The 25,432-nt window shown below is 65.2% G+C and carries 25 protein-coding genes; 14 read left to right on the top strand and 11 right to left on the bottom strand.

The window, feature by feature from the left end; translation table 11 throughout:
* Nucleotides 1–158: 158 nt before the first annotated feature.
* Nucleotides 159–878: a hypothetical protein gene (locus tag RQ479_RS22980; protein ID WP_376702743.1), complete on the top strand. Its 720-nt coding sequence runs from the start codon at nucleotides 159–161 to the stop codon at nucleotides 876–878.
* A 41-nt stretch (nucleotides 879–919) separates the two neighbouring features.
* On the opposite strand, the gene RQ479_RS22975 is transcribed toward RQ479_RS22980, so the two are convergent.
* Genes RQ479_RS22975 through RQ479_RS22960 form a run of 4 tightly spaced genes read right to left on the bottom strand, consistent with a single transcriptional unit; the run spans nucleotide 920 to nucleotide 5,427 of the window.
* Nucleotides 920–1,867 carry an ABC transporter permease gene (locus tag RQ479_RS22975; protein ID WP_376702742.1) on the bottom strand — a complete coding sequence of 316 codons (948 nt, stop codon included), beginning with the start codon at nucleotides 1,865–1,867 and terminating at the stop codon, nucleotides 920–922.
* Nucleotides 1,868–1,869: 2 nt separating this feature from the next.
* On the bottom strand, nucleotides 1,870–2,844 hold the full coding sequence (locus tag RQ479_RS22970; protein WP_376702741.1) for an ABC transporter permease: 975 nt from the start codon (nucleotides 2,842–2,844) through the stop codon (nucleotides 1,870–1,872).
* A 1-nt stretch (nucleotide 2,845) separates the two neighbouring features.
* Nucleotides 2,846–4,366, bottom strand: coding sequence for a sugar ABC transporter ATP-binding protein (locus tag RQ479_RS22965; protein WP_376702740.1), 1,521 nt, complete (start codon nucleotides 4,364–4,366; stop codon nucleotides 2,846–2,848).
* 47 nt (nucleotides 4,367–4,413) lie between these two features.
* Nucleotides 4,414–5,427, bottom strand: a complete 1,014-nt coding sequence (locus RQ479_RS22960) for an ABC transporter substrate-binding protein (protein ID WP_376702739.1) — start codon at nucleotides 5,425–5,427, stop codon at nucleotides 4,414–4,416.
* Between the two features lie 218 nt (nucleotides 5,428–5,645).
* On the opposite strand from RQ479_RS22960, the gene RQ479_RS22955 reads away from it, so the two are divergent.
* The 6 genes from RQ479_RS22955 (at nucleotide 5,646) to RQ479_RS22930 (ending at nucleotide 13,552) form a co-directional block, all read left to right on the top strand.
* Nucleotides 5,646–8,099: a glucan 1,4-alpha-glucosidase gene (locus RQ479_RS22955; protein ID WP_376702738.1), complete on the top strand. Its 2,454-nt coding sequence runs from the start codon at nucleotides 5,646–5,648 to the stop codon at nucleotides 8,097–8,099.
* Nucleotides 8,100–8,145: 46 nt separating this feature from the next.
* Nucleotides 8,146–9,162, top strand: coding sequence for a phosphogluconate dehydrogenase (NAD(+)-dependent, decarboxylating) (gene gnd, locus RQ479_RS22950; protein ID WP_352456290.1), 1,017 nt, complete (start codon nucleotides 8,146–8,148; stop codon nucleotides 9,160–9,162).
* A 22-nt stretch (nucleotides 9,163–9,184) separates the two neighbouring features.
* Nucleotides 9,185–10,561 carry a glucose-6-phosphate dehydrogenase gene (zwf, locus tag RQ479_RS22945; RefSeq protein ID WP_376702737.1) on the top strand — a complete coding sequence of 459 codons (1,377 nt, stop codon included), beginning with the start codon at nucleotides 9,185–9,187 and terminating at the stop codon, nucleotides 10,559–10,561.
* 19 nt (nucleotides 10,562–10,580) lie between these two features.
* A complete protein-coding gene (locus RQ479_RS22940; protein ID WP_376702736.1) occupies nucleotides 10,581–11,285 on the top strand; it encodes an ROK family protein in 705 nt (234 codons plus the stop codon).
* Between the two features lie 164 nt (nucleotides 11,286–11,449).
* Complete coding sequence (locus RQ479_RS22935) at nucleotides 11,450–11,914, top strand: MucR family transcriptional regulator (protein WP_376702735.1); 465 nt, start codon at nucleotides 11,450–11,452, stop codon at nucleotides 11,912–11,914.
* 396 nt (nucleotides 11,915–12,310) lie between these two features.
* A complete protein-coding gene (locus RQ479_RS22930) occupies nucleotides 12,311–13,552 on the top strand; it encodes an MFS transporter (RefSeq protein WP_376702734.1) in 1,242 nt (413 codons plus the stop codon).
* On the opposite strand, the gene RQ479_RS22925 is transcribed toward RQ479_RS22930, so the two are convergent.
* The 6 genes from RQ479_RS22925 to hemC form a co-directional block, all read right to left on the bottom strand.
* A complete protein-coding gene (locus tag RQ479_RS22925; protein WP_292657163.1) occupies nucleotides 13,553–14,269 on the bottom strand; it encodes a glutamine amidotransferase in 717 nt (238 codons plus the stop codon).
* Nucleotides 14,270–14,287: 18 nt separating this feature from the next.
* Nucleotides 14,288–14,767 (bottom strand): TerB family tellurite resistance protein, encoded by a 480-nt coding sequence (locus RQ479_RS22920; protein WP_352468165.1) that lies wholly within the window; start codon nucleotides 14,765–14,767, stop codon nucleotides 14,288–14,290.
* 39 nt (nucleotides 14,768–14,806) lie between these two features.
* The gene (locus RQ479_RS22915; protein WP_352912962.1) at nucleotides 14,807–16,423 is read right to left on the bottom strand and encodes a heme biosynthesis protein HemY; all 1,617 of its coding nucleotides are present in this window, start codon (nucleotides 16,421–16,423) and stop codon (nucleotides 14,807–14,809) included.
* Nucleotides 16,424–16,431: 8 nt separating this feature from the next.
* Nucleotides 16,432–17,922, bottom strand: a complete 1,491-nt coding sequence (locus tag RQ479_RS22910; RefSeq protein WP_376702733.1) for a COG4223 family protein — start codon at nucleotides 17,920–17,922, stop codon at nucleotides 16,432–16,434.
* 289 nt (nucleotides 17,923–18,211) lie between these two features.
* The gene (locus tag RQ479_RS22905; protein ID WP_376702732.1) at nucleotides 18,212–18,928 is read right to left on the bottom strand and encodes a uroporphyrinogen-III synthase; all 717 of its coding nucleotides are present in this window, start codon (nucleotides 18,926–18,928) and stop codon (nucleotides 18,212–18,214) included.
* Nucleotide 18,929: 1 nt separating this feature from the next.
* Nucleotides 18,930–19,856, bottom strand: a complete 927-nt coding sequence (gene hemC / locus RQ479_RS22900) for a hydroxymethylbilane synthase (RefSeq protein WP_376702731.1) — start codon at nucleotides 19,854–19,856, stop codon at nucleotides 18,930–18,932.
* 103 nt (nucleotides 19,857–19,959) lie between these two features.
* Between hemC and tsaD the strand changes: the two genes are divergently transcribed.
* The 6 genes from tsaD (at nucleotide 19,960) to RQ479_RS22870 (ending at nucleotide 24,100) form a co-directional block, all read left to right on the top strand.
* Complete coding sequence (gene tsaD / locus RQ479_RS22895) at nucleotides 19,960–21,045, top strand: tRNA (adenosine(37)-N6)-threonylcarbamoyltransferase complex transferase subunit TsaD (protein ID WP_376706000.1); 1,086 nt, start codon at nucleotides 19,960–19,962, stop codon at nucleotides 21,043–21,045.
* Entirely contained in the window at nucleotides 21,042–22,052 is a 1,011-nt protein-coding gene (locus RQ479_RS22890; protein ID WP_376702730.1) for an NAD(P)H-dependent glycerol-3-phosphate dehydrogenase, read from the top strand. Before tsaD ends, RQ479_RS22890 begins: the two co-directional genes overlap by 4 nt.
* Before the next feature lie 26 nt (nucleotides 22,053–22,078).
* Nucleotides 22,079–22,375: a YciI-like protein gene (locus tag RQ479_RS22885; protein WP_352468159.1), complete on the top strand. Its 297-nt coding sequence runs from the start codon at nucleotides 22,079–22,081 to the stop codon at nucleotides 22,373–22,375.
* Between the two features lie 181 nt (nucleotides 22,376–22,556).
* A complete protein-coding gene (locus RQ479_RS22880) occupies nucleotides 22,557–22,982 on the top strand; it encodes an EVE domain-containing protein (RefSeq protein ID WP_352468158.1) in 426 nt (141 codons plus the stop codon).
* The gene (locus RQ479_RS22875) at nucleotides 22,979–23,635 is read left to right on the top strand and encodes a methyltransferase (protein ID WP_376705999.1); all 657 of its coding nucleotides are present in this window, start codon (nucleotides 22,979–22,981) and stop codon (nucleotides 23,633–23,635) included. The genes RQ479_RS22880 and RQ479_RS22875 overlap by 4 nt, the downstream gene beginning before the upstream one ends.
* A 48-nt stretch (nucleotides 23,636–23,683) precedes the next feature.
* A complete protein-coding gene (locus tag RQ479_RS22870; RefSeq protein WP_376702729.1) occupies nucleotides 23,684–24,100 on the top strand; it encodes a DUF1761 domain-containing protein in 417 nt (138 codons plus the stop codon).
* Nucleotides 24,101–24,103: 3 nt separating this feature from the next.
* On the opposite strand, the gene gcvA is transcribed toward RQ479_RS22870, so the two are convergent.
* Complete coding sequence (gene gcvA, locus RQ479_RS22865; RefSeq protein WP_376702728.1) at nucleotides 24,104–25,024, bottom strand: transcriptional regulator GcvA; 921 nt, start codon at nucleotides 25,022–25,024, stop codon at nucleotides 24,104–24,106.
* A 162-nt stretch (nucleotides 25,025–25,186) separates the two neighbouring features.
* Here gcvA and RQ479_RS22860 point away from each other — a divergent pair, with 162 nt between their 5' ends.
* The gene (locus RQ479_RS22860; protein ID WP_376702727.1) at nucleotides 25,187–25,432 is read left to right on the top strand and encodes a hypothetical protein; all 246 of its coding nucleotides are present in this window, start codon (nucleotides 25,187–25,189) and stop codon (nucleotides 25,430–25,432) included.

The following is a 25,432-nucleotide window of genomic DNA, read 5'->3' as shown; positions in this document are numbered from 1 at the left end:
ATGGGTTTACTAGGCCGCGCCGCGAATGGAAACCCGATCCACCTCTGGGACAATCATTGCGCGCGGGTTGCGGCCGATGCTCAGTCGGCATCTGGAGGCGGATACCGATTGACGCCGCCGCCTAGGGTGTAGAGAGTCTTGATGAGAAGACAAACTGGATGTTCGAACGTCGGCAGACGTTAAGCAGAATGACACAAGAAATATCGGACAAGCCCACTATCGTTCTGATGGACGACGCCAAATACGGCGACAATGACCACGCTTTGAGCTACAGGGCCGGGCAGGAGCTTCTAGAAAGATGGAGGCGAGGAGTTGATCTGGAATTTCTCATCCGTCTTATGCAGTCCGAGAAATCCAGCGATCGGCTCCGCGCGGCCTATTACCTCGGTGAAGTGGGCGAAGCGGTTGAAGGCCTGAGGGTTCCGGCGACGGAGCTTGCGAGCGACCCGCTTTCCGATTGCCAACGTGCCTTCGTGAATTACATGGCAACTTCCGGCTACTTCGATGAGCCGATTGCCAGGGGCTTGGCGAACTGCCTGCTGGACCTCGATCTTTATGTGAGAGCGGCAGCGATCAAATGGGCGGTCTCCACGACCGTCGAAAGACTGGAAGAGTTCTCTCGATTGGTTTCCTCTGGAACTGGCCGATTTGAATTGAAATTCCGCAATCCGCTCAGCAACAGTTTTTGGGGAAAAGCCCTTCGAGAACGCGGGCTACGTGGCGTCGAAATCATTCGGCGCCTGCGTGCTGGCGAAGAAGTCCAGCGCATCAGAATGGAAGTGCCGGGGGAAGACAGTTTCGTTCTCGACAACCTTCTTTTCTGGGAAACCTCTCGAGAACGCTATTTGGAGTGGCAGAAGATCAAATCGAAAGATTGATTACGCCACGTTGAAGGCCGTAGGCCGGCATCATCCGGATATCAGCGCAGCGCCTTCTGCCCGCCCGCCGCCGTGATGACGCCGACGATGATCAGCCCTGTCAGCACCAGGCGGACGCCGACGCTGACGCCGAACGTGTTGAGCATGGTCAACAGCAGCACCAGGAACAGCGCCGCGCCCCAGACCCCCGGTACATTGGCCTTGCCGCCCGCCACCGACGTGCCGCCGATGACGACGACCGCGATCGACGCCAGCAGATACTCATTGCCGATATCGACATTGGCGCCGCGGAAATAGCCGGCGAGCAGTGCGCCGTCGAGGCCGCCGAGCGCGCCCGACAGCGTGTAGGTGAGGAAGCGGGTGCGGCCGACATTGACACCGGCCAGCCAGGCGGCGCGGATGTTCTGGCCGATCGCCAGCACCGAGCGTCCGTAGATCATGCGCTGCAAAACGATGCCGGCGCCGATGGTGAACAGCACGGTCAGGATCGCCAGCACCGGGATGCCGAATACCTGCCAGTTGGTGAAATCGGCGAAGCCCGGCGGCGGCTTGATCTGCAGGCCGCGCCCATAGCTGATATCGACCGACTGGATGACGAAGCTGGCCGACAGCGTCGCGATGATCGGCGGAATGCGCAGCGCCCATATCAGGAGGTAGTTGACGGCGCCGATCGCCATGCCACAGGCAAGCGCGGCCAGCAGGCCGACCGCGATCATCGCATCATCGCCGTCCATCACCTTCATGGCGACGGCACTGGCAAGGCCGATATTGGCCGGCAGCGACAGGTCGACATTGCCCGGCCCGAGCGTGATGACGAACATCTGCCCGACGCCGACGATGACGGTGAAGACGGCAAGCGACAGCGCCGCCGTGATCATGCCGCCGCCGCCATAGCCGCCGGTGAAGGCGATCGTCGCCAGCCACACCAGCAGCGCTCCGAAGAACGACCAGATCCAGGGTCTGGCGAGCAGTGTCCGCAGCGAGGCCATGCTCACCTCTCCCTGCGGCTGATCAGCACCCGCGCCGCCAGCACGATGATCAGGATGGCGCCGTTGGCGGCGACCTGCCAGTCGGGCGGAATGTGCATGAACGTCAGCAGTGGCGAGGCGGCCAGCGCCAGCGTCAGCGCGCCGATGACGGCGCCGATCGGCGACACCCGGCCGCCGACGAATTCGCCGCCGCCGAGGATGACGCCGGCGATCGAAAGCAGGGTGTAGCCATTGCCGATATTGGCGTCGGCCGAGGTGGTGATGCCGATCAGCGCCATGCCGGACAAAACGCCGAACAGGCCGGTCAGCGCAAACAGCGCGATCTTGGTGCGGAGCAGCGACCAGCCGGCGCGCTTGAGTGCGGCTGAATTGCCGCCCGATCCGCGCAGGATGACGCCATAGGAGGTGCGCATCAGGCCAAAGTGGACGACGGCTGCGATCAGCAATGCCGCGATTATCGGGAACGGAATGAAGGGTGGCTTGAAGGCCATCAGCGCCAGCAGCCAGTCCGGCGCCTTGCCGCCGGGCTTCGGCAGGATCAGGATGGCCAGGCCCTGCCAGACGAAACTCATGCCGAGCGTCACCACGATAGAGGGCAGGTTGCGCAGATGGATCAGCGCGCCGAGCAGCGCGTAGACGCCGATCGACCCGAGCAGGATCACGACGCCGAGCAACGGCGCGTCCTTCAGCCACGTCGCCGTCACGCAGCCGACGAAGCCGACAAAGGTGCCGATCGACAGATCGAGCTCGTTGCCTGCGATGACGAACATCTGCGCGATCGTCGCCAGAGCGATCGGGATCGCCAGATTGAGCATCAGACTGAAACCGAAGTAGCTGATGGCGCGCGGGTTGAGCCAGGCGATGGCGATGAGCACCAGCGCCAGCGACAGTGCAGGCAGCAGGCTGCGCAGCATGCGCGCCCGCCTCGTGGCGCGAGCCGAAGATTTTAGCCCATTCTCGACAGATACCGCTGTCATCTCAGGCCGCGTCGCCGAACGAGGACTGGATGATCTTTTCCTCCGTCAGTTCGTCGCGGCGAAGGTTGGCGACGATCCGGCCGTTCTTGAACACATAGATGTGGTCGCAATTGTCGAGCTCTTCGGTTTCGGTGGTGTACCAGAGGAAAGTGCGGCCATGGCGAGCCTCTTCGCGCACGAGGTCGTAGACTTCGAGCTTGGTGCCGATATCGACGCCGCGCATCGGGTCGTCCATCAGCACGATCTCGGCGTCGGAGCCGAGCGCCCGCGCGAACAGCGCCTTCTGCTGGTTGCCGCCGGACAGCGAGAAGATGTTGTTGTTCATATCGGGCGTACGGATGCCGATTTTCCGCTGCCACAGCTCGGCGAGCTCGGCTTCGCGCTGCGGCGAGATCAAGAGGCCGTTGCGCAATCGCGCCAGCGAACGGATGCCGATGTTCTCGGCGATCGACCATTGCGGAAAAATGCCGTCCGACTGGCGGTCGCCGGCAACCAGCGCCACCGGCGCGGTGACCTCGATGCCGGTCCTGGCGCGGGAAGCCGCGGCAAAGATCGCCAGCAAAAGATCGGTCTGCCCATGCCCGGCAAGCCCGGCAAGCCCGATGATCTCACCGGCACGGGCGACAAGCTCGTTGCCGTCTTGCTGTCGCGCCGGACGCGCCCGGACCCGCAGCGGGCCGGGCCCCGGCTTGCCGCTCGCAATCTCTGCGGCGGCCTTCTCGCGCGCCTCCGCTCCGCCCATCGCCGTCACCAGCCTGTCGCGGTCGAATTGATCGGCCTGCCCGGCGGCGACCACTTTGCCGTCGCGCATCACGACGATGCGGTCGGCGTTTCCGAGCACTTCGCCCAGCACATGCGAGATCAGGATGCAGCTCTTGCCGGCGGCGATGAAACGGCGCACGAACGCCAGCAGCTGGCCGGCGGTATGCGCATCGAGCGAGGAGGTCGGCTCGTCGAGGATGACCAGTTCGAGCGGCTCCTGCGTGACCGTGAAGGCGCGCGCCACCTCCACCATCTGCCGGCTGGTGATGGAAAGATCGCCGACGATGTCGGATGCCGAGATGCTGTGGCCGGGGAAGATCTCGTCGAGCTTGGCGGCGATCAGATCGGTCGCCTTGCGCCGCCAGCCGAAGCCATTAAGCGACGCGTGGTTGATCCGCGTGTTTTCGGCGACGCTGAGATTGGGGCAGAGCGACAGTTCCTGGAACACGCAGCGTATGCCGAGCTGCTGCGCGCGCGGTACCGAATAACTTGCCTCGACGCCGCCGCGGACCGCGATCTGCCCGCTGTCGGGGGCAAGCGTGCCCGCCACCATATGCATGAGTGTCGATTTTCCGGCGCCGTTATGGCCGACGAGACCGACGCATTCTCCGGCACGAACACTGAAATCGACACCGGCGAGCGCCCTGACGGCGCCGAAATATTTTTCGGCTCCGTCCAGTCTTATGATGTCCAAACTGACGGCGCCGAAATGTTTTTCGGCGCCGTCAGGCCTGATGATGTCTGCACTGGCCTCGGGCATCCCTCAACGATACCCGGTTATCCGTGGCCGCAACAATAGTGTCATGCTCACTTGATGTTGGCCTTGATCGCCGCGACGGCGTCTTCCTGCGTGTATTCGTGGCTGGCGACGCCGCCCTTCGGAATCTTCGGCAACGCGGCCTCGAAATCATCCTGTGTGAAGGCAAGATAGGGCACCAGCAGGTCGTGCGGCACGTCGGTGCGGCCGTCGAGCACCTGCTGCGCCACCCAGAAGCCAAGCGTCGATACGCCCGGTGCGATCGATGCCGACCAGGTCTGGTAACCGTCCTTTTCCTTCTGCTCCTTCCACCACTGCAACTCGTCCTGGCGATTGCCCATGATGATGGTCGGGCGCGGCTTGCCGGCGGCGGCGAAAGCCTGCGCCGCGCCGTAGCCGTCACCGCCCTGGTCGACGACACCGACGACATCCGGCAGCGACGGCAGGATCGTCGCGACGGCCTTCTGTGCCGTTGTCTGGTCCCAGTCGCCGGTCACCGAGCCGACGATCTTGAACTCGGGATGGGCGGCGACGCCTTCGAGGATGCCGGCATGGATGGCATCGTCGATCGAGGTACCGGCGAGGCCGCGGATTTCCAGGAGGTTGCCGCCCTTGGGCTGGAACTTGGCCATCTGCTCGACTTCCTGCTTGCCCATGTCCTTGAAGTCGACGACGACGCGGTAGGCGCAGGGTTCGGTGACGATGCCGTCGAAGGAGACGACGACAATGCCGGCGTCGCAGGCCTGCTTGATGGCGCCGTTGAGGGCATCCGGAGACGCCGCGTTGATGACGATCGCGTCATAGCCCTGCAGGATCAGGTTCTGCACTTGGGCTGCCTGGGTCGGCACTTCCTTGTCGGCCGTCGTGAAGACGTCGGCGGCGCCGACCACCTTGTCGGCGACTGCCTTCTTGGTGACGATGCCGTAGCTGTCGAGCATCGCCTGCCGCCACGAATTGCCGGCGTAATTGTTGGAGAAGGCGATCTTCTTGCCGCTGGTGTCGGCAAGCGCGGTGCCTGCGGCAAGCATCGCCGCAAGGGCGCCCAAAACGAATATTTTCTTCATGTCATACTCCTCCCGTGAGTTGCTGTCTTACTAGTGGCTAATGGCTGGCTGGCGGCTAATGGCTGATATGCTCATAATGCTGTTTTTTATCTATTATCAGACAAATGCAGATAGGCGACAAGCTGTCAACAGCAATCCATGGCCAGCGATCAACTTGCGGTGCAATCATTGAAACCGGTTCGACTCCTGGTCTAGGGATGGCGCTGGAGACCGATCGAATGGCAGCGAACCTTGCCCCGGGTGCACCCGGCATTCCGGCGCGCTGGACGTCGAGCGCCAAGAGCGGCGTCGGCACCGCGCTCTCGCCGGCCTGCCCGATCTGGTTCACCATCAGCCACGGTATCCTCAACGAGATCTACTACCCGCGCCTCGATAGCGCCTGCACCCGCGATCTGGGGCTGATCGTTACCGGACCCGACGGCTATTTCTCGGAAGAAAAACGCGACGCCGAACACAGTATCGAACCCCTGGAGGACGGGGTGCCTGCCTACCGGCTGGTCAACACCGCAAGCGATGGAACCTACAGGATCGAAAAGCGCATCCTGACGGATCCGGAACGTCCCGTCTTGCTGCAGGAGATTATGTTCACGCCGCTCAAAGGCGCGGCCGCCGACTACCGCGTCTACGCGCTGCTGGCACCGCACCTCGTCAACGCCGGCATGGGCAACACCGCCTGGATCGACGACCATGAAGGACAGCCTGTCCTGTTTGCATCGGGACGCGGCACCTGCCTGGCGCTCGCCTCGTCGCTGCCGTGGAAGGCGTGCGCGGCCGGCTATGTCGGCGTCTCCGACGGCTGGCAGCAGCTTCGTCAAGGCGGCCGGCTCGATCCGGCCTGCCGCAGGGCCGAGGACGGCAATGTCGCGCTGATCGGCGAGATCGGCTTTTCGGCCGCGAACCCAAAAATATTGCTGGCACTGGGCTTCGGCACGACGCCGCAACAGGCGGCGGAGACTGCTTTCGCCAGCCTGAACCAAGGTTTTGAGCCCGCAGCCAGATCCTACATCGACAAATGGCGCAAATGGCAGGCCAGATTGCTGCCGCTGGACCGGCACGCGGCGTCCGGCCTCAACAGCTACCGCCTCAGCACGGCTGTGCTGGCGACGCACCACTCGTCTACCGGAGCAGCCGTTGCCAGCCTGTCGATCCCGTGGGGCTTCAACAAGGGCGACGACGACCTCGGCGGCTATCACCTGGTCTGGCCGCGCGATCTGGTCGAAACCGCCGGCGGCTTCCTCGCCGCCGGCGACCCGGCGGAAACCTTGCGCATCCTTGGCTATCTGCGCTCGATCCAGCAGCCGGACGGCCATTGGCCGCAGAACGCCTGGCTCGACGGGTCGGCCTATTGGCCGGGCATTCAGATGGACGAATGCGCCTTCCCGCTGCTGCTCGCCGACGCGCTGCGCCGTGCCGGCCATTTGCCGCCTGCCGCACTCTCCTCCTTCATGCCGATGATCGAGCGCGCTGCCGCCTATGTTGTGCGCAACGGCCCGGTCACCGGCGAGGACCGCTGGGAAGAAGACGCCGGCTACAGCCCGTTCACACTTGCGGTCGAGATCGCGGCGCTGCTTGCGGCTGCGGACATCTTCGATGCCGCCGGCAAAACAGAGCCGGCAAACTATCTGCGCGAAACCGCCGATATCTGGAACGATCAGATCGAGCGCTGGACCTACGTCGCCGGCACCACCGCATGCGACGAAGCCGGCGTCGAAGGCTACTATGTCCGCATCGCCCCGCCCGAGACGGCCGGCGCGGCATCGCCGAAGGACGGCTTTGTACCGATCAAGAACCGTCCGCCCGGCGATGCGAACCGCCCCGCCGAGGCAATCGTCAGCCCGGATGCACTGGCACTGGTCCGCTTCGGCTTGAGGGCAGCCGACGATCCGCGCATCCTCGACATGGTCAAGGTCATCGACGCGCAATTGCGCTGCGAACTGCCGCAGGGCCCGCTCTGGTACCGCTACAATGGCGACGGCTATGGCGAGCATGCCGACGGCGCACCGTTCGATGGAACCGGCCAGGGCCGGGCCTGGCCGCTGCTGGTCGGCGAGCGCGCCCATTACGAGCTGGCGGCGGGGCGCAAGGACAAAGCGGCAAGCCTGCTCGGCACGTTCGAGAACTCTGCCGGGCCGGGCGGCCTGCTGCCGGAGCAGGTCTGGGACGGTCCCGACATGCCGGAGCGCGAATTGCGGCATGGCGGGCCCTCCGGCAGCGCCAAGCCGCTGGTCTGGGCGCATTCCGAGCACATCAAGCTGCTGCGTTCGCTGCGCGACGGCGCCGTGTTCGACATGCCGCCGCAAGGCGTCAAGCGCTATGTCGAGGGCAGGACGGTGTCGCGCCTCAGGGCATGGCGCTTCAACCACAAGATCCGTACCATCCCGGCAGGCAAGGCGTTGCGCATCGAACTTCTGGCCCGGGCGGTGGTTCATTGGAGCAGCGACAATTGGGCAACCATCCATGACGCCGAGACCACCGCGAATCTTTTCGGCATCCATCTCGCGGAGTTACCGGTTGCCGACGCCGCTCCGGGCAATAGCATTGTCTTCACATTCTTCTGGTCCGATGCCGGCCATTGGGAGAATGCTGACTTTTCTGTCGGCATCGGCGATACCGGAGAGAGCATGATCCCGCAAAGTGGAGACCGGTTTTCGGAAAAGATCATGCTTCAATAACAGCGCCACTAGATCATCGATCCCTCAAGTAAGGCAGGACGAGACCATGCAGATAGGAATGATGGGACTGGGCCGGATGGGCGCCAACATGGTTCGGCGCCTGCTGCGTGATGGCCACGAATGCGTCGTCTACGATATCAACCCGGCGAGCGTCGCGGCGCTTGTGAGCGCCGGCGCGGTCGGAGCCGCCTCGATGGAGGAGTTCGTCGGCAAGCTGGCGAAGCCGCGCAGCGCCTGGCTGATGCTGCCGGCGGCGATCACCGGCCGGATCGTCGACCAGGTGGCCGCCTTGATGGAGCCGGGCGACATCATCATCGACGGCGGCAATTCCTATTACCACGAGGCCGTCGACCACGCCGCGCGCCTGGCCTTGAAAGGCTTGAGCTATGTCGATGTCGGCACCAGCGGCGGCGTCTGGGGCCTCGAGCGCGGCTATTGCCTGATGATCGGCGGCCCCGACAGCGCGGTCCAGCATCTCGATCCGGTCTTCGCGACGCTGGCGCCGGGCGCCGACGCCGCTTCGCCTGCCCCTGCCAAGGATGCCGGAACCGCTCCCTTCGGCTATCTCCACTGCGGGCCGAGCGGCGCCGGCCATTTCGTCAAGATGGTCCATAACGGCATCGAATACGGCGTCATGGCCGCCTATGCCGAGGGCATGAACATCCTGAAGTCGGCGAATGCCGGCAAGCGGCAGCGCACCGCCGACGCCGAAACCAGCCCGCTGGAAAACCCGCAATATTACCAGTTCGACATCGACATCGCTGAGGTGGCCGAGGTCTGGCGGCACGGCAGCGTCATCGGCTCGTGGCTGCTCGATTTGACGGCCGGCGTGCTGAAGGCCGATTCGTCGTTGACGCAGTTCGGCGGGCGCGTTTCGGATTCCGGCGAAGGCCGCTGGACGCTGAAGGCGGCGATCGACACCGGCGTTCCGGCGCCGGTTCTGTCGTCGGCGCTGTTCGACAGGTTCTCCTCGCAAGGCGAATCCGAATTTGCCGACAAGCTTCTGTCCGCCATGCGCTATGCCTTTGGCGGCCATGTCGAAAAACCCAAGGCCGGCTCGTGACGTGCGACAGGGAGGCACGCCCATGAGCCAGGAACGATCGGACACGCTGGTGCTTTTCGGCGCCACCGGCGATCTCGCCCACAAGAAGATCTTCCCCGCCCTTTACGCCATGGTGGCCAAGGGGACGCTGAGCGAGCCGGTGATCGGCGTCGCCTTCGATCCCTGGGACCTCGCCAAGCTGCAGGCGCGCGCCCGCGACGGCATCGTCAACGCCTTGGGCAGCATCGACGAGAAGATCTTCGCCAAGCTTGCATCGCTGCTGCGCTATGTCAGCGGCGACTATCGGGCGCCTGCGACCTTCGAGAAGCTGAAGACCGCACTCGGCAGCGCTGAGCGGCCGCTGCACTATCTGGCGGTGCCGCCGGCGATGTTCGAGGTGGTCGTCCAGGGGCTGGAGCAGTCGGGCGCCGCCCAGGGCGCGCGCCTGATGGTGGAAAAGCCATTCGGTCACGATCTGCAATCGGCGCGCTGGCTGAACCGGGTGCTGCATCTGGTCTTCGACGAGAAGTCGATCTTCCGCATCGACCATTATCTCGGCAAGGAGGCGATCCAGAACCTGCTCTATTTTCGCTTCGCCAATTCCTTCCTCGAGCCGATCTGGAACCGCAATTACGTCGAGAGCGTGCAGATCACCATGGCCGAGGATTTCGGCGTCGAGGGCCGCGGCCGCTTCTATGACGAGGTCGGCTGCATCCGCGACGTCATCGAAAACCACCTGCTCAACATCCTCTTGCTGCTCGCCATGGAGCCGCCGGTCGGCCGCTCGGCCGACGATCTGATCGACGAGAAGGTGCAGGTGCTGCGGGCGATCCGGACGCTGACCAGGGACGATGTCGTGCGCGGCCAGTTCGACGGCTATCTCAACGAGCCGGGCGTGGCGCCGAACTCGCCGGTCGAGACCTTCGCGGCGGTGCGCTTTTTCGTCGATACCTGGCGCTGGCAGGATGTGCCGTTCTTCATCCGCGCCGGCAAATCCCTGCCGGTGCACGCCACCGAGGTCATCGTGCGGCTGAAACGGCCGCCGCTCGACGTCTTCGATCCAATCACACCCGGCGACTGCAATCACGTGCGCTTCCGCATCGACCCGCAGGTGGCGATCTCGATCGGAGCCCGGCGCAAGGCGCCCGGCGACGACATGGTCGGCGAGCAGGTCGAGCTCACCGCGCTGGACGACTCGAAGGGCGACATGCCGCCTTACGAGCGGTTGATCGGCGACGCCATGAACGGCAACGGCCAGCTGTTCACCCGCCAGGACGCCAGCGAGCTCGCCTGGCGCATCGTCGGTCCGGTGCTCGGCGACACCACGCCGCCCCCTGTCTACGCGCCAAAGACGTGGGGGCCGGCCGAAGCCATGGCTGGATTCGGGCCGCCGAACGGCTGGATCAATCCAACAAAATGATTTCTGGGAGGCGAAAGCGGTGGCCAAGGCGGTGAAGCAACCGGCATCGGACGAAGAAAAGATCGTGCTTGCGATCGATATCGGCGGCTCGCACGTCAAGATCCGCACCAGCGCCGGCGGCGACGAGCGCAAGACCGGTTCCGGACCGGAGCTGACGCCGCAGCAAATGGTCGCGGCGGTGAAGACGCTGGCCGAAGGGCTGCAATACGATGTCGTCTCGATGGGCTATCCGGGTCCGGTGCACCACAACCGGCCTTTGACCGAACCCGCCAATCTCGGCAAGGGCTGGGTCGGCTGCGATTTCGCCGCTGAGTTCGGCAAGCCGGTGAAAGTCGTCAACGATGCGCTGATGCAGGCCGTCGGCAGTTATGAAGGCGGCCGCATGATGTTCCTCGGCCTCGGCACCGGCCTGGGGGCCGCGATGATTGTTGATAACGTCGCCCAGCCGATGGAGCTTGCCCATCTTCCCTACAAGAAGCGCGGCAGTTTCGAAGACTATGTCGGCGAACGCGGCCTGCAAAAGCGCGGCAAGAAGAAATGGCGCAAACACGTCTTCGACGTCGTCGACCGGCTTCGCGCCGCCATGCAGCCGGATTACGTGGTCATCGGCGGCGGCAATGTCGATGAACTCACCGGCTTGCCCGCCGATTGCAGACGCGGCGACAACACACGCGCCTTCGAGGGCGGATTTCGACTATGGCGCGACAAATCCCTGATTATCTGATATTGCTGATTGTCTGATATTATCGAGCACCGGCTCAGGGTTGTTAATCCCGCGCTGCCGTTAGTATTATTATTCAAAATAATGTGTGACGTGGTGCGGCGTCATTGCATTGCGCAGATTTGCCGACTAGGAATTTCTGCGACCCCCACGGACGGAGAAATAGATTGATCGACGACAGCAACAACGCTCGCAAAGACATCGACCTGCTCGAGCTGACCGCCCATATCGTGTCCGCATATGTCGAGAAGAACCGCTTGCCGGCTTCCGGCCTCGGGGATCTCATCGCCAGCGTCAGCGCCTCCATAGGCGGGCTGGGGCAACCGGCAGTGCCGGTCGCCGCGCCGCTGACGCCTGCCGTCAATCCCAAGAAATCGGTGGCGCCGGACTACATCATCTGTCTCGAGGACGGCAAGAAGTTCAAATCCTTGAAGCGCCATATCGGCGTCCATTTCGGGCTGACGCCCGACGCCTATCGCGCCAAATGGGGCCTGCCGTCCGACTATCCGATGGTCGCTCCTAACTACGCGGCCTCGCGTTCGCAGCTCGCCAAGGCGATCGGCCTCGGCCGCAAGGCCGCCCCGCCGGCGCCCGTCAAGGGCAGGGGCAGGAAGGCCAAGGCGACGGCTTAGGCTTCGTTGGTATTTGATCGGCCTGCAAACGGCGGCCTCTGCATCCCGTAGCAGCACCAATTGCCATCGTGGCGCTGCCCCTCATCGCCCTGCCGGGCACTTCTCCCCGTAAAGAACGGGGAGAAGGGGCTTGGCCGCGACGCTGGCGACCCCCTCTCCCCGTCCTTCACGGGGAGAGGGTAAGGGTGAGGGGCAGCGCAAACGCCCAAGATTGGCAGGGCGATGGAACACCGCCTTCGACCAGCCTGCCTCCCTTCGCCAGAACGAAATTGTTGATCCAGGCCGGATTTTTGCGCGCGCCTCCGGCCGAACTGCGCTAAAGGCTTTTTTTGGCCGGACCAGCGCCCATCGTGGAAGTGCCCCGCCGGCCGACATCGCCGCCACGGGGCCTAATCCATGACCACAGAATCCCAAGTACCGTCCGACCAGCGCTATGCCGCCTTTCGCCACCGGCCGTTCCTAAGCTACTGGGCGGCGCGCTTCCTCTCGACATTCTCCACCCAGATCGTGTCGGTCGCCGTCGGCTGGCAGATCTACGATCTCACCCGCGACCCGTTCGACCTCGGCCTTGTCGGCATCGTCCAGTTCCTGCCTTCGCTGCTGCTGGTGCTGGTCACCGGCGACGTTGCCGACCGTTTTGGACGCCGCCTGATCATGGCGCTGGCGGTGCTGGTCGAGGCGGGCTGCGCCTTGGCCCTGCTGCTGTTGACGCTGCGCGGCCTCTCCGGGCCGATGCCGGTCTTCATCGTGCTCGCCATATTCGGCATCGCGCGCGCCTTCTTCGGGCCAGCCTCGTCATCATTGTTCGCCAATCTGGTGCCGCCGGAGGATTTCGCCAACGCCATCGCCTGGAACTCGTCCGCCTGGCAGACGGCGACCATCGTCGGGCCAGTGGCCGGCGGCCTGCTCTACGGGCTTTCGGCCGAAGCCGCCTACACCACGGCGGCCGTGCTGATGCTCATCGCCGCCGTGCTGATCTTCACTATCCCGAAGCCCGCCCAGCGCAGCCGGACCGACAGGCCGACGGTGCAGACCCTGTTCGCCGGCTTCGGCTACATCTGGAGCGAAAAGATCGTGCTCGGCGCGATTTCGCTCGATCTGTTTGCGGTGCTCCTGTCCGGCGCCTCGGCGCTGCTGCCGGTCTACGCGCGCGATATCCTCGAACTCGGCCCGTGGGGGCTCGGCCTGTTGCGCTCGGCGCCCGGCGTCGGGGCCATCTGCGTCGCCATATGGCTGGCCGGACACCCGATCCGCAACCATGCCGGCCTTGTCATGCTCGGCTTCGTCGCGCTGTTCGGCGCGTTCACAGTTCTGTTCGGCCTCTCGACCATCACCTGGCTGTCGATCGCAGCCCTCGCCTTGCTCGGCGCCACCGACATGTTCAGCGTCTATATCCGCGAGACGCTGATCCAGCTGTGGACGCCGGACGACGTTCGCGGCCGCGTCAACGCCGTCAACCAGGTGTTTGTCGGCGCCTCCAATGAGCTCGGCGAATTCCGCGCCGGCACCATGGCCGCGTTGATCGGCACGGTTCCGGCCGTGGTGGTCGGCGGCGTCGGGGCGGTCGCTGTCGCCGGTCTATGGGCGGTGCTGTTCCCGCAGCTGCGCAAGGTGCGTCATCTCAGGGGGCGAAACTGATTACCGCAGCGCCGGCTTACCAAATATCATCGGCAGGAACTCGCCGAGCCAGCGCTTGAGGTGCATGTCCCAGATCAGCCGGCCGCCGAGATGGTCGCGGCCGGGCTGGGCGCCGGGCAGTTCGAAGCGGTGCGCGCCGCGCACCACCCACCGCTGCATCATCGCCCGGGTCAATTCGCCATGGAACTGGATGCCCCAGGCATTGTCGCCATAGCGGAAGGCCTGGTTGGGATAGGTTTCGGCCGTCGCCAAAAGTGTCGCGTCCTTCGGCAGCGAAAAGCCCTCGCGATGGAACTGATAGACCATCTCCGGCCAATGCATCAGCCTGCTGCCCGCTTCGGTCGCCTTCAGCGGATACCAGCCGATCTCGACCAGGCCCTCGCCATGGCCCTCGACCCTGCCGCCAAGATGCTTGACCAACATTTGCGCGCCGAGGCAGATGCCAAGCAGCGGCCGGTTTTCGTTGAGCGGAATTTTGAGCCAGTCGGTCTCGCGACGGACGAACTCGTCGCCGTCATTGGCGCTCATCGGCCCGCCGAACACCACGGCGCCGGCATGGCCATCCAGCGTCTGCGGCAAAGCCTCGCCGAGCGGCGGGCGGCGGATATCGAGATCGAAGCCTTCCTCGATAAGCATATGGCCGACCCGTCCCGGGCTCGAATGCTCCTGATGCAGCACGATCAGGATCTTTGGTCTCGGGCTTGGCTTGGGCGGCATTGGAAGGCGGGATCCTGTCTATTCGTCGCTCGACGTTCCGGCAGCACCAGGAGCCGCGGCGGCCGCCTTGAGGCGCGCCTCGACACGATCGCGACGTTCGACGCCGATCAGCTCGGCGACCCGCCAGACGGTATTGTCCTCGAGTTCGTGCAGCTCGCCATCGGCATAAACGATCTCCCACATCAGGCCGATGAAGGCCTTTCGCGCCTCGGCGTCGAGATGGCGCTTGAGCACGCTGGTGAAGGCGTAGAGGTCGATCGCCTCATTGTCGGCCCGCTCGCCGGCAGCCGCCAACGCGTCGAGTTCGTCGCCGCTGATCGAGTAGCTTTCCGCCAGCACCTTCTTGAACCGCTCCCATTCGGTATCCTGGCGCACCCCGTCGGCGTTCATCACATGGAAAAGCAGGGCGGACGCCGCAATGCGCGGATCGTCGGCGCTGGGGCTGTCGCCACCACCGGACGGTAGATCCCTTAGAAACGACAGAACGCGTTCGAACATCAAATCATTCCCAATAAGCCCGGGTCCGCTCGACCCTGATCAGAACAAACGAAACCGGCGCGCCGATTTATCCGCCGCGTCGTCGGGATCGACGCCGGGGTCGTCAGGCAGCCGCGTCAATTCCTGCGCCGGCTCGACGGCTTCGGCATCGTCCGGCACCGCGGCAAATGCCGCCGCGGTGACCGGTGTCACATGATCCTCGCCGGCACGGTTTTCCGGCCTCTCCTCGGTCGCCGCGCTCGGCGTCTCGGCAGCAACCGCTGTGGGCTCGATCGCCTCGGCTGTTTCCTCTACCGGCTTGGCTGGAGCCGCGATGGCCGGCACCGGCGCCTCCGGCGTATCCTCATGGCTGTCGATCAACTGGCCGAGCCGCTCCATCGGCGCCCGCCATTCGAATGCGTCGAGCCTGCCGGTGATCGGCGATACCGGAGTCCAGCGTTCGGAGACGACGCCGTCGGCGACCCAGGCCGGGTCGCGCGGCGCCCTCACCGCCTTCGACAGCAGCTGCCGCACCTTGCCCTGGTCGCCGCTCTCGGCCTCCTCGACGTCGGCGAGCAGCAGATAGGCGCCTTCGCGGCGATCCATTCGGATGGCGGCTTCCGCCTCCCGACGGGCGGTTGAAAAATCCTGCGCATCGAGCGCGGCGCGCGCCACGGCAAGCGAGGACTCGGCATGATTCTTCTTCAGGTCCTGCAGCTTCTTTGCCCGGTTCAGCCGGTCGAGCACGGCATCGCCCGGCCTGGCATGGGTATAGAGCTCGGCGATCTCGGGATGCGGCTCGGCCTTCCACGCCGCCTCGAGGATTTTCGAGCCCTTGCGCACGTCGTTCTGCCGAAACAGCAATTTTGCCGCGACGACCGCCGCCGGCGCGAAATCCGGCCGCAGCCGGTTGGCTTCCAGAGCCGCCGTCCGGGCGGCATTGGCATCGCTGTCGATCAACGCCTGCGCCTTGGCGGTCAGCAGCACGGCGCGGCGTCGGTTGGCCGCATCGCGCTCGATCTGCCGGGTCGACTTCTGGGCGTCGACCAGTTTCAGCGCACCGTCCCAATCGCCGCGGCCGGTCAGGTCTTCCAGCGTCGATTCGGCCGCCCATGCCAGTTGCGGCGCCACTGCCGCGGCACGACCCGCGTAGTGGCGCGCCGCATTGCGGTCGCCGAGCCGCTCGGCCTCGAGATAAAGCCCACGCAGGCCGAGCAGCCGCATTTCGGGATCGTCGAGCATGGTCTCGAATTTTTCACGGGCGCCCTCATGGTCGCCTTCGAGCAGCGAGGCCTGCGCGTCGAGCAGCTGGATCAGCGGCTCCTGGTCGGAACGAATCAGCTTTGCCGCCTCTTTAGTCTTCTTGCGGGCGAGCGCGCCATCACCGGCACCAGCCGCGATCATCCCGGTCGACAGCGCCTGATAGCCGCGGTCGCGGCGACGCACGCGGAAATAGCGCGAGATCGTATAGGGGCTGTTCCACAGCGCCTTGACCAGCCACCAGACGATCATCACCGCGGCAACCACGGCAACGACCGCCACCGCCGCGACCATCAGGCTGACCTGGTATTGATAGCCGTTGAAGGTGACGAGCATTTCACCCGGCCGGTCGGCCAGCCAGGCGAAGCCGAGCCCGAGCGCAAAGACGACGGCGAGGAAGGCGAGGATGCGGATCATTGGGTTCCTCACGCCTTCATCGCGCCGGCGATGAGCGAATCGATCTGCGTCTCCACCTCCATCCGCGCTTTCAGCTTGCCGGCAAAGTCGGCGCCGGCGGCCTTGGCCGCGTCAGGCAGGGTTTCGTATTCGCTGAGCGCCTTGGCGTAGTCCCCCTGGTTGACCGCGACCTCCATGCGGGCGACGGTTTTCGGGACGCCGGTGCCTTCGACGGCGCCAATCGGCCTGACCTTGACCAGCGATTCGGCGCTCGACAGCAGCTTTTGCAGGATGCCGGCATTCTGGTCGACGGGCGTCGCGGCAGCGACCATGGCGTTGGCGGCGGCGTCCTCGTCGGCGGCGATCTCGGCCCGCGTCGGGACGCCCTTTTCGGCATAGGCGCGCAGCGTCGCGATCTCGGGCGCATCGGGGGAGATCGCGGCAAAGGTTTCGAGCTCGGCGGCGAACGGCGCACCACGGTCGAGCGCTGCCTTGAGCGCCGAGGCGGCAATGGCCAGCGCGATCTTCGGCTGCGAAGCCTGTGCATCGACCTTGCCCGAGAGCTGTGAAACCGACTGTTCCAGCGCCGCAAGCCGGCCTTCCTGCGCCTTTGCCGTGTCGCCGGCGGATTTCACCAGCGCGTCGAGCGCGGCCAGCCTTTCGTTGAGCGGGCCGAGATCGACGGGCGCCGTGCCGCCGGCCTTGCCGAGGGCCGCGACCGCCGTCTCGATCTGCCTGACCTTGTCGCCAAGTGCTGCCACCCCGGCATTGTCGCCGGCGCCGCCTTGTTCGACCGTCGATTTCAACGCCGCGACGTCCGCCCTGACCTGGTCCAGCGCCGATGACAGCCCGTCCACCTTGGCCGATGCGTCATTGTTGGCGCCGGCCTGTCTGAGGTCCGCGACCTCGCGTTTCAGCGAAACGATCTCACCATTGACGGCGTCGAGCGACACGGGGCCCGACCCCGGCGCACCGAGCAGACCGGCAAATTGCAGCCCGCCGGCCGCGGCGAGCGCGATGACGCCGCCGACAATACCGGCGACGATGCCGTTGATGCCGCTCCGCTTCGGCTGCGCTGCCAAGTGGTCGTCCCTCGTCTCGGCTGGGTTCTCGCCGGAGCTCGGGGTCCCCGGTCCGCTGGCCCTGGTTCCGCTGGATGCATCTTCGAAACTGTAGTCGGAAGCCGTGGAGCGCCCGGCCGGCGCATCCGAACCGGCGGGGTAAGGGGTTTCCGTTTCCCTGGTAGAATCGGCGCCGGCATCCGCCGGCTCTCGCGTGCCGGCCGGCGCGGCTGCGTCGGCATGTTCCCATGGCTCGAGATCGGTCTGGTCGGCATGCACCGGCTCTTCAGGCGGCTCCGGCTGCGAGGCGTTCGCCGCTTCTTCGGCCCGCGCCTCGTCGGTCTGCGAGGTCGCGACATCTTGTTCGTCGGCGACTCGCGAGACGGCGCCGGGCTCGAGCTCGATGGTCACCGGCTCGCGGCGGCTCTTGGAATGCCGCATCTTCGGCGTCTTGACCATGCTCGGGCTCCGCAAAATTCGCTTCGGGATGGTTTGAAGGGTCTAGCACATCACCAAGCGGTGAAAAGGGGCGGCGTGATGACGCCACGGCTTGGAGTTCAGTTTTGGCAAAACGCCGCAGCGTTTGGGAGATGCCATGCAGGACCAGAAACGAAAAACCCGCCTCGGCGGCGGGTCGTTGGGGCGAATCAGCACCATGAGTGCTTTTCTAGCATAGCTGCCGGCACAAAGCAAGAACAAAATGTGGCTCGAGGGCAATCGTCCATGTTGGCGCTGCCACGAGTGCCGGTCAGCGTGACGCCTGCAAAAGCCCCAGCAAGGCATCCTCGCTGGGCTCAGGCGCAATCCGGAGCCTTTCGCCGGCGACATGGTCCAAGGCCGCGGCAATGCGCCCCGACAAGGCGAAAAACCGCGTGTCCTGAAAAAGGTCACGCAGCACCGGCCGGCCAGCCAGGGCCTGCATCGCCATGGCCGCCTTGGCCGAATAGAGCAGCACCGCCTCGACCGGCCGGGTGGACAGGCGCGCAAGCACGGCCTCGTCGGAATAATCCAGCGCAAAAGTGTCGTAGGTCTCGACGGCGCGAACCTGAACGCCTGACGCCAACAGCCGCTCCTCGAAGTCCGGAAACCGCACCCGCCCGCAGAGATAGACCATCGTCTGCCCGGCAAAACCACCAGCAAGTGCATCGGCCAGCGCCTCGGCATTGCCCGGCCCTTCGCCGACCGACAGAAACCCGGCAGCCCGGGCGGCTTCCGCCGTCTTCCTGCCGACGGCGTGGCAGGGCAAGCCGGCGAGCGCCGCGATGACCTCTTTCGGCGCATGCCGAATCGCATTGGCGCTGGTGACCGCGACCGCCGCGGCGCCATCGGTGACCGCGCCGGCGTCGACCGGCAGCGCCACGGTTCCGGTCAATGGCAGCAGGATCGGCTGAAAGCCGGCATCCGCAAGCCGGCGCGCCGTGCGCGAGGCGCCCGGTTCAGGCCTCGTCACCAAGACGCGGAGCATGTCAGGTCCAGCCGTCGAAGAATGTTTCGCCGGCTTTGGCCCGAACGGTCGCGGCGGCTTCCGCGCCAATGCGCGCCGCCTCCTGCGCCGGCCCTTGCAGCCTGACTTCATGCGACTGCGTGCCATCGGGCGAGATGATCAGCCCGGCAAAGGAAATCGTCCCGCCCGATATCGTCGCATGGCCGGCGATCGGTGTACGGCAGGAGCCGTCGAGCGCCGCCAGGAAGGCGCGCTCGCAGGCCAGCGCCTCACCGGTCGGCCCGTCGTGGATCGCCGCCAGCATCTGTTCCACGTCGCGGTCGCCGATGCGGCTTTCGATGCAGATCGCGCCTTGCCCCGGCGCTGGCGGAAAGACCTCGAGCGGCATCAGGTCGGTGACGACATCTTCGAGCCCGAGCCGCTTCAGCCCGGCATAGGCGAGGATGGTGCCGTCGGCGATGCCTTCGTCGAGCTTACGCAGCCGCGTCTGCACATTGCCGCGAAACATCACGACGTCGATGTCCGGCCGCATCCGCCGGATCAGCGCCTGGCGCCGCAGCGACGACGAACCGACCTTGGCGCGTTGCGGCAGGCCGGCAATCGTTCGCGCCGCCTTGCCGATGAAGGCATCGCGCGCGTCCTCGCGCGGCAGGAAGGCGGACAGTTCCAGCCCCTCGGGCAACAGGGTCGGCATGTCCTTCGACGAATGCACGGCGATGTCGATGCGGCGCGCCAGCAGCGCCTCCTCGATCTCCTTGGTGAACAGGCCCTTGCCGCCGGCTTCCGACAGCGGCCGGTCCTGGATGCGGTCGCCGCTGGTCGAGATGACGACCACCTCGAAAGCTTCCCCCGGCATGCCGTGCGCGGCCATCAGCCGCGCCTGCGTTTCATGCGCCTGCGCCAGCGCCAGCGGGCTGCCGCGTGTTCCGATTTTCAAGGTTGTTTGCATGACGCGCCGTCCGTGATAACCCCCGGCAGATCGAGGCCGTTTTCCGGCTTTCTCCTATCGGGGAAAGGCCGGTTGCACAATCATCGAGGACAGCGACGAATTGATCCGCGTTCTGGGCATCGAGACGAGTTGCGACGAGACCGCCGCCAGCGTGGTGGCGCTGGACGGTCGCAGCGCGCCGCAAATCCTGTCGAACATCGTGCTCAGCCAGATCGAGGAGCATGCCGCTTTCGGCGGCGTCGTGCCGGAGATCGCCGCGCGCGCCCATGTCGAGGCGCTCGACGGCATCATCGAGGCAGCGCTGGCCGATTCCGGCGTCGACCTCGCCGACATCGATGCGATTGCCGCCACCGCCGGTCCCGGTCTTGTCGGCGGGCTGATCGTCGGCCTGATGACTGCAAAGGCGATTGCCGCGGCAGCCAAAAAACCGCTGATCGCCATCAACCATCTCGAAGGCCACGCACTGACCGCCAGGCTGACCGACGGGCTCGACTTTCCCTACCTCTTGCTGCTGGTCTCCGGCGGCCATACCCAGATCGTCGCCGTACGCGGCGTCGGCGACTACCAGCGCTGGGCAACGACGATCGACGACGCGCTTGGCGAGGCCTTCGACAAGACGGCCAAGATGCTCGGCCTGCCCTACCCGGGCGGACCGAATGTCGAGAAGGCGGCTGCAACCGGCGATGCGGCCCGTTTTGCCTTTCCGCGCCCGATGAAGGGTTCGGTGCAGCCCGATTTTTCCTTCTCCGGTCTCAAGACCGCGGTGCGCCAGGCGGCAACGGCGATCGCCCCGCTGAGCGACCAGGATGTTGCCGATATCTGCGCCTCGTTCCAGGCGGCGGTGGCGGATGCGCTGGGCGACCGGGTTGCGCGGGCGCTGACCAGGTTCCGTCAGCAATTCCCGGACAAGGTCGAGCCTGCGCTGGTTGTCGCCGGCGGCGTCGCCGCCAACCGGACCATCAAGACGACATTGCAGGGCCTGTGCGAGCAGGCCGGGTTCAGCTTCGTCGCGCCACCGCTTAACCTCTGCACCGACAATGCGGCGATGATCGCCTGGGCCGGCATCGAGCGGCTGCGCGCCGGCATATCAGGTGAAAACGCCGCCGATTTCGTGCCGCGCTCACGCTGGCCGCTGGACAGCGTCTCGGCCCCGATGGTCGGCTCGGGCCGGCGTGGGGCCAAGGCATGACCGGCAGCGAGCACAAGGCGCCAAGCGGCTGGCGCGTCGCCGTGCTCGGCGGCGGCGCCTGGGGCACGGCGCTGGCGCTGGCCATGCTGCGCGCCGGTCATTTCGTCCGCCTCTATGCGCGCGACCCGGAGACCGTCGCGGCGCTCGACCGTGGCGAAAATCCGCGCTATCTGCCGGGCATCGCACTCGATCCTGGCATCGTGGCGACGAGCGACATCGAGGCGGCGCTCGACGGCGCCGACTGCGTGCTGGCGGTGGCGCCGGCGCAATCGTTGCGCGCCATGCTGACGGCCGCATCCAGCCATATGCCGAAAGGCGTCCCGCTGGTCCTCTGCGCCAAGGGCATCGAGCGCGACACCGGCGCGCTGCTGTCGTCCATTGCCGAGGAAATCCTGCCGGCAAATCCGGTCGCCGCTTTGTCGGGCCCAAGCTTTGCCACCGACGTCGCCAAAGGCCTGCCCACGGCCGTCGTGGTCGCCGCCCGCGACGAGGCTCTGGCCACCGACCTTGCCGCCCGTTTCTCGGCTGAAAACCTGCGCTGTTATTCGAGCGACGACCTGATCGGCGTCGAGATCGGCGGCGCACTGAAGAACGTCTTTGCCATTGCCGCGGGTGCCGTCACCGGCGCCGGGCTCGGTGCCAGCGCCCAGGCGGCGATGGTGACGCGCGGCTTCGTCGAATTGCGCCGCATCGGTGCCGCCTTTGGTGCAAAGCCGGAGACGCTGATGGGGCTTTCCGGCCTTGGCGACCTGCTGCTCACCTGCTCGTCCGCGCAGTCGCGCAATTTCGCTTATGGGCTGGCGCTTGGGCGAGGCAAGCCGCTTGCCGGCTTGCCCCTGGCTGAAGGCGTGCCGACGGCGGCAATCGCCGCCCGCATCGCCGGCGAGCGCCGGATCGACGCGCCGATCATCGCCGCCGTCGCCGCCATACTGGACGGCACCATAACCATAGACCAGGCTGTGACGGCGTTGATGACCAGGCCGCTCAAAACCGAAACCGACATGTAATCCAGAACGATACCGGAGCTGAAAAGATGCTGTTTGCGTTGATTTGCAAGGACAAGCCAGGAAGCCTGCAGGTGCGGCTCGATACGCGGCCCAAGCACCTTGCTTTCCTGGAAGGGCTGAACGGCGACAAGAAATTGGCCTTCGCCGGCCCGTTCCTCGACGCAGACGGCAAGCCGAACGGCACTCTCGCCGTTGTCGAGGCCCCCGATCTGGCTGCGGCAGAAGCCCTATCGGCGGCCGATCCCTATACCAAGGCAGGGCTGTTCGAAAGCGTCGAAATCCGGCAGTGGAACTGGAGCTTCAACAAACCTGTGAGTGAATGATCGTTCGTTCGCGCTGCCCCTCATCCGCCTGCCGGCACCTTCTCCCCGTGAAGAACGGGGAGAAGGGAGAAGCTCCAGCGCTGGCGACCCCTCTCCCCGTCCTTACGGGGAGAGGGTAAGGGTGAGGGGCAGCGCCAACGCTGGATAGTGACAAACCGACAACGGCAACGGGACAACTGAGATGAACTACTGGCTGTTCAAATCCGAACCCTCGGTCTTCTCCTTCGAAATGCTGAAGGCCAAGGGCAAGGCCGGCACGCAGTGGGACGGCGTGCGCAATTATGCGGCGCGCAACAACATGAAGGCGATGCAGATCGGCGATCTCGGCTTCTTCTACCATTCCAATGATGGACTCGACATAGTCGGCATCGCCGAGGTCTGCGCTCTGGCCCATCAGGACAGCACCACCGACGACCCCCGCTGGGAATGCGTCGATATCCGCGCCTTCAAGGACATGCCGAAGCCGGTGACGCTGGAACAGGCCAAGGCCAATCCAAAGCTGGCCGACATGGCGCTGGTGCGGCTCGGGCGGCTGTCCGTGCAGCCGGTGACGCCGGCCGAATGGCAAGAGGTTTGCCGCATGGGCGGCCTGACGCCGGCGCCATGACGGCGCTGACGCCGGACAGCGCCAGGAAATTCATCCTCGACAACACGGCGCTGACGGCGCCGCCGCATGTGCCGGAGATCCGCCTGCACCTGGCCGACGAGGCGCATGACCTGTGGCAGCGGACAGAGGATGAGCTGACCGAAATCGGCCTGCCGCCGCCCTTCTGGGCTTTTGCCTGGGCCGGCGGCCAAGGCCTTGCCCGCTACATCCTCGACAATCCGGCGGCGGTGCGCGACAGGCGCGTGCTCGACTTCGCCTCCGGCTCCGGCCTTGTCGCCATTGCCGCAGTGAAGGCCGGAGCTGCCGAGGTGATCGCCGCCGACATCGACCCGTTCTGCGCGACCGCGATCCGCCTCAATGCCGAGGCCAACGGGGCCGAGATAAAATTCCTCATCGGCGACTGCATCGATACTGATGCCGGCTGGGACGTGGTGCTGGCCGGCGACGTCTTCTACGACAAAACTTTCGCTGACAGGCTGATGCCGTGGTTCGCCCGGCTGAAGGCGCGCGGCGGCGACATTCTCGTCGGCGATCCCGGCCGCTCCTATCTGCCGAAGGCGGGGCTGGAACCGCTTGCCGTCTACGAAGTGGCGGTGACGCGGGCGCTGGAGGACGCCGAGGTCAAGCGCACCACCGTCTGGCGTCTTGCTTGACGGCATCGCCGAACAGGCGTTCCATCGCGCAATCGACCGGAGGGAACCATGGATTTTTCAGCAATCAATTGGCTGGCGGTAATCGTCGCCGCCGTCGTGGCGTGGCTGTTCGGCGCGGCCTGGTATATGGGCTTGAGCAAGCCGTGGCTGAAGGCCGCCAAGCTTGATCCGGCGACGATGAGCAAATCGATGCTGCCCTTCGTCGTCTCCTTTGTCGCGGAGCTCGTCATGGCGCTGGTCATGTCGCTGATCATCGGCGCCGTGACCGGCGGCGAACCGAGCCTGCTTGCCGGGGTGATCTTCGGCTTCGTTCTCTGGCTGGGGTTCGTCGCCACCACGCTTTCGGTCAACCATCGCTACGAAGGTTTCGGCTGGGATCTGACGCTCATCGATGTCGGCCATTGGCTTGGCGTGATGCTTCTCATCGGCGCGGTGATCGGCTGGTTCGGCGCGGCGGCGGCCTGACCGTCAGGTCGGGGTCTTGGCGATTTCCTCGAGAAGCCAATCGCGAAAGGCGATGACGCGCGGATCATTCGCCGTACTTTCGGGATAGACCAGGAAATAGGCGAATTCCGGCGCGACCTTGATGCCGAGTTCGAACGGCCGGATCAGCCGACCTTCGGACAGGTCGTTTGCCACCATGGCGAAATCGGCGAGCGCGACCGCGTTGCCGTCGAGCGCGGCCTGGACGGCATCCGTCGAGTTGCCGAACACGATGGTCCGGCTGTCGTCGAAATCATCGACGCCCGCCGCCGCCATCCATATGCTCCAATTCGGCCAGGTGACGCCTTGGCGCGACCACTCGATATGGGCCAGCGTATGATGGAACAGGTCGCGCGGTTCCTTGAGCGGCGGCCCTGACCGCAGCAAGGCCGGACTGCAGACGGGAATAATGACGTTTTCAAACAGCCGGTGCGAGCGAAGCCCCGGATACTTGCCGGTGCCGAAACGGATGCCGAGATCGACGTCGTCGCGATCGAAGTCGCGCACCTCGTAGCTGATGTCGAAACGCAGCTCGATCGCCGGATGCTGCTTGCGAAAATCGTCGACGCGCCGCATCAGCCACTTCGTCGCGAATTGCGCATCGAGGGTGACCTTCAGCAGCGCCGATCCACGCGCCGTCTTCTGCGCCCGTGAGACGGCCCGGCCAAGCAGGTCGAGCGCATCGGTCGAAGCTTCGAACAGTACCGCGCCCGCCTCGGTCAGCCGGATCGTGCGGCTGGTGCGTGTGAACAGCACGATGCCGAGCTGATCCTCGATTTCCTTGATCTGGTGGCTGACCGCTGCCGGCGTCAGGCCGAGCTCGTCGGCGGCGCGGGTGAAATTGAGGTGCCGGGCCGCTGCCTCCAGCGTCCGCAGCGCACGGGTTCCAGGCAGCAGGCGCGCCATCAGTGCCAGACGAGGAGGGTTCGGTCGAGCATTCCAATCCTCAAACAAAACTTGAAGATGTAGAAAAAACTACTCGTTTCCCGTTTAAATTTCAATCCACCATGATCCGAGCATCGAAGAAACATCAAACCGGATTTGATGTCCGGAGAAGCGGATTGCACCATGTCTGACATCACCTTGCGCCCTGTAACCCTCCGCCCGGCCTGGCTGCGCGCCGTGCTTGCCTGGCTTCGGCATGCAAAAATCGCGATCAGTCTTCCCCACGAGAATGTCGAGAACCTCTCCGATCGCCAGCTGCGCGACATTGGCGGCGAACGCAAGGACGTCGCACGCGCCATGGACCGCGAACTCGGCCGGCTCGGTCTTCTCGACATAGGGTGGCAAAGGAGTAGGGGAGTAGGGGAGTAG

It is taken from the genome of Mesorhizobium sp. ISC25, from assembly GCF_042295465.1.
GTDB lineage: Bacteria > Pseudomonadota > Alphaproteobacteria > Rhizobiales > Rhizobiaceae > Mesorhizobium.
The sequence above is the reverse complement of the archived record's forward strand: the minus strand, read 5'-3'. Positions and strand labels throughout refer to the sequence as shown.

Bases quoted from the DNA above. Each gene is read 5' to 3' on its own strand.
- RQ479_RS22980 (WP_376702743.1), top strand. From the start codon at position 159: ATGTTCGAACGTCGGCAGACGTTAAGCAGAATGACACAAGAAATATCG.
- RQ479_RS22975 (WP_376702742.1), bottom strand. From the start codon at position 1,867: ATGGCCTCGCTGCGGACACTGCTCGCCAGACCCTGGATCTGGTCGTTC.
- RQ479_RS22970 (WP_376702741.1), bottom strand. From the start codon at position 2,844: ATGACAGCGGTATCTGTCGAGAATGGGCTAAAATCTTCGGCTCGCGCC.
- RQ479_RS22965 (WP_376702740.1), bottom strand. From the start codon at position 4,366: ATGCCCGAGGCCAGTGCAGACATCATCAGGCCTGACGGCGCCGAAAAA.
- RQ479_RS22960 (WP_376702739.1), bottom strand. From the start codon at position 5,427: ATGAAGAAAATATTCGTTTTGGGCGCCCTTGCGGCGATGCTTGCCGCA.
- RQ479_RS22955 (WP_376702738.1), top strand. From the start codon at position 5,646: ATGGCAGCGAACCTTGCCCCGGGTGCACCCGGCATTCCGGCGCGCTGG.
- gnd (WP_352456290.1), top strand. From the start codon at position 8,146: ATGCAGATAGGAATGATGGGACTGGGCCGGATGGGCGCCAACATGGTT.
- zwf (WP_376702737.1), top strand. From the start codon at position 9,185: ATGAGCCAGGAACGATCGGACACGCTGGTGCTTTTCGGCGCCACCGGC.
- RQ479_RS22930 (WP_376702734.1), top strand. From the start codon at position 12,311: ATGACCACAGAATCCCAAGTACCGTCCGACCAGCGCTATGCCGCCTTT.
- RQ479_RS22925 (WP_292657163.1), bottom strand. From the start codon at position 14,269: ATGCCGCCCAAGCCAAGCCCGAGACCAAAGATCCTGATCGTGCTGCAT.
- RQ479_RS22920 (WP_352468165.1), bottom strand. From the start codon at position 14,767: ATGTTCGAACGCGTTCTGTCGTTTCTAAGGGATCTACCGTCCGGTGGT.
- RQ479_RS22915 (WP_352912962.1), bottom strand. From the start codon at position 16,423: ATGATCCGCATCCTCGCCTTCCTCGCCGTCGTCTTTGCGCTCGGGCTC.
- RQ479_RS22910 (WP_376702733.1), bottom strand. From the start codon at position 17,922: ATGGTCAAGACGCCGAAGATGCGGCATTCCAAGAGCCGCCGCGAGCCG.
- RQ479_RS22905 (WP_376702732.1), bottom strand. From the start codon at position 18,928: ATGCTCCGCGTCTTGGTGACGAGGCCTGAACCGGGCGCCTCGCGCACG.
- hemC (WP_376702731.1), bottom strand. From the start codon at position 19,856: ATGCAAACAACCTTGAAAATCGGAACACGCGGCAGCCCGCTGGCGCTG.
- RQ479_RS22890 (WP_376702730.1), top strand. From the start codon at position 21,042: ATGACCGGCAGCGAGCACAAGGCGCCAAGCGGCTGGCGCGTCGCCGTG.
- RQ479_RS22885 (WP_352468159.1), top strand. From the start codon at position 22,079: ATGCTGTTTGCGTTGATTTGCAAGGACAAGCCAGGAAGCCTGCAGGTG.
- RQ479_RS22880 (WP_352468158.1), top strand. From the start codon at position 22,557: ATGAACTACTGGCTGTTCAAATCCGAACCCTCGGTCTTCTCCTTCGAA.
- RQ479_RS22875 (WP_376705999.1), top strand. From the start codon at position 22,979: ATGACGGCGCTGACGCCGGACAGCGCCAGGAAATTCATCCTCGACAAC.
- RQ479_RS22870 (WP_376702729.1), top strand. From the start codon at position 23,684: ATGGATTTTTCAGCAATCAATTGGCTGGCGGTAATCGTCGCCGCCGTC.
- gcvA (WP_376702728.1), bottom strand. From the start codon at position 25,024: ATGGCGCGCCTGCTGCCTGGAACCCGTGCGCTGCGGACGCTGGAGGCA.
- RQ479_RS22860 (WP_376702727.1), top strand. From the start codon at position 25,187: ATGTCTGACATCACCTTGCGCCCTGTAACCCTCCGCCCGGCCTGGCTG.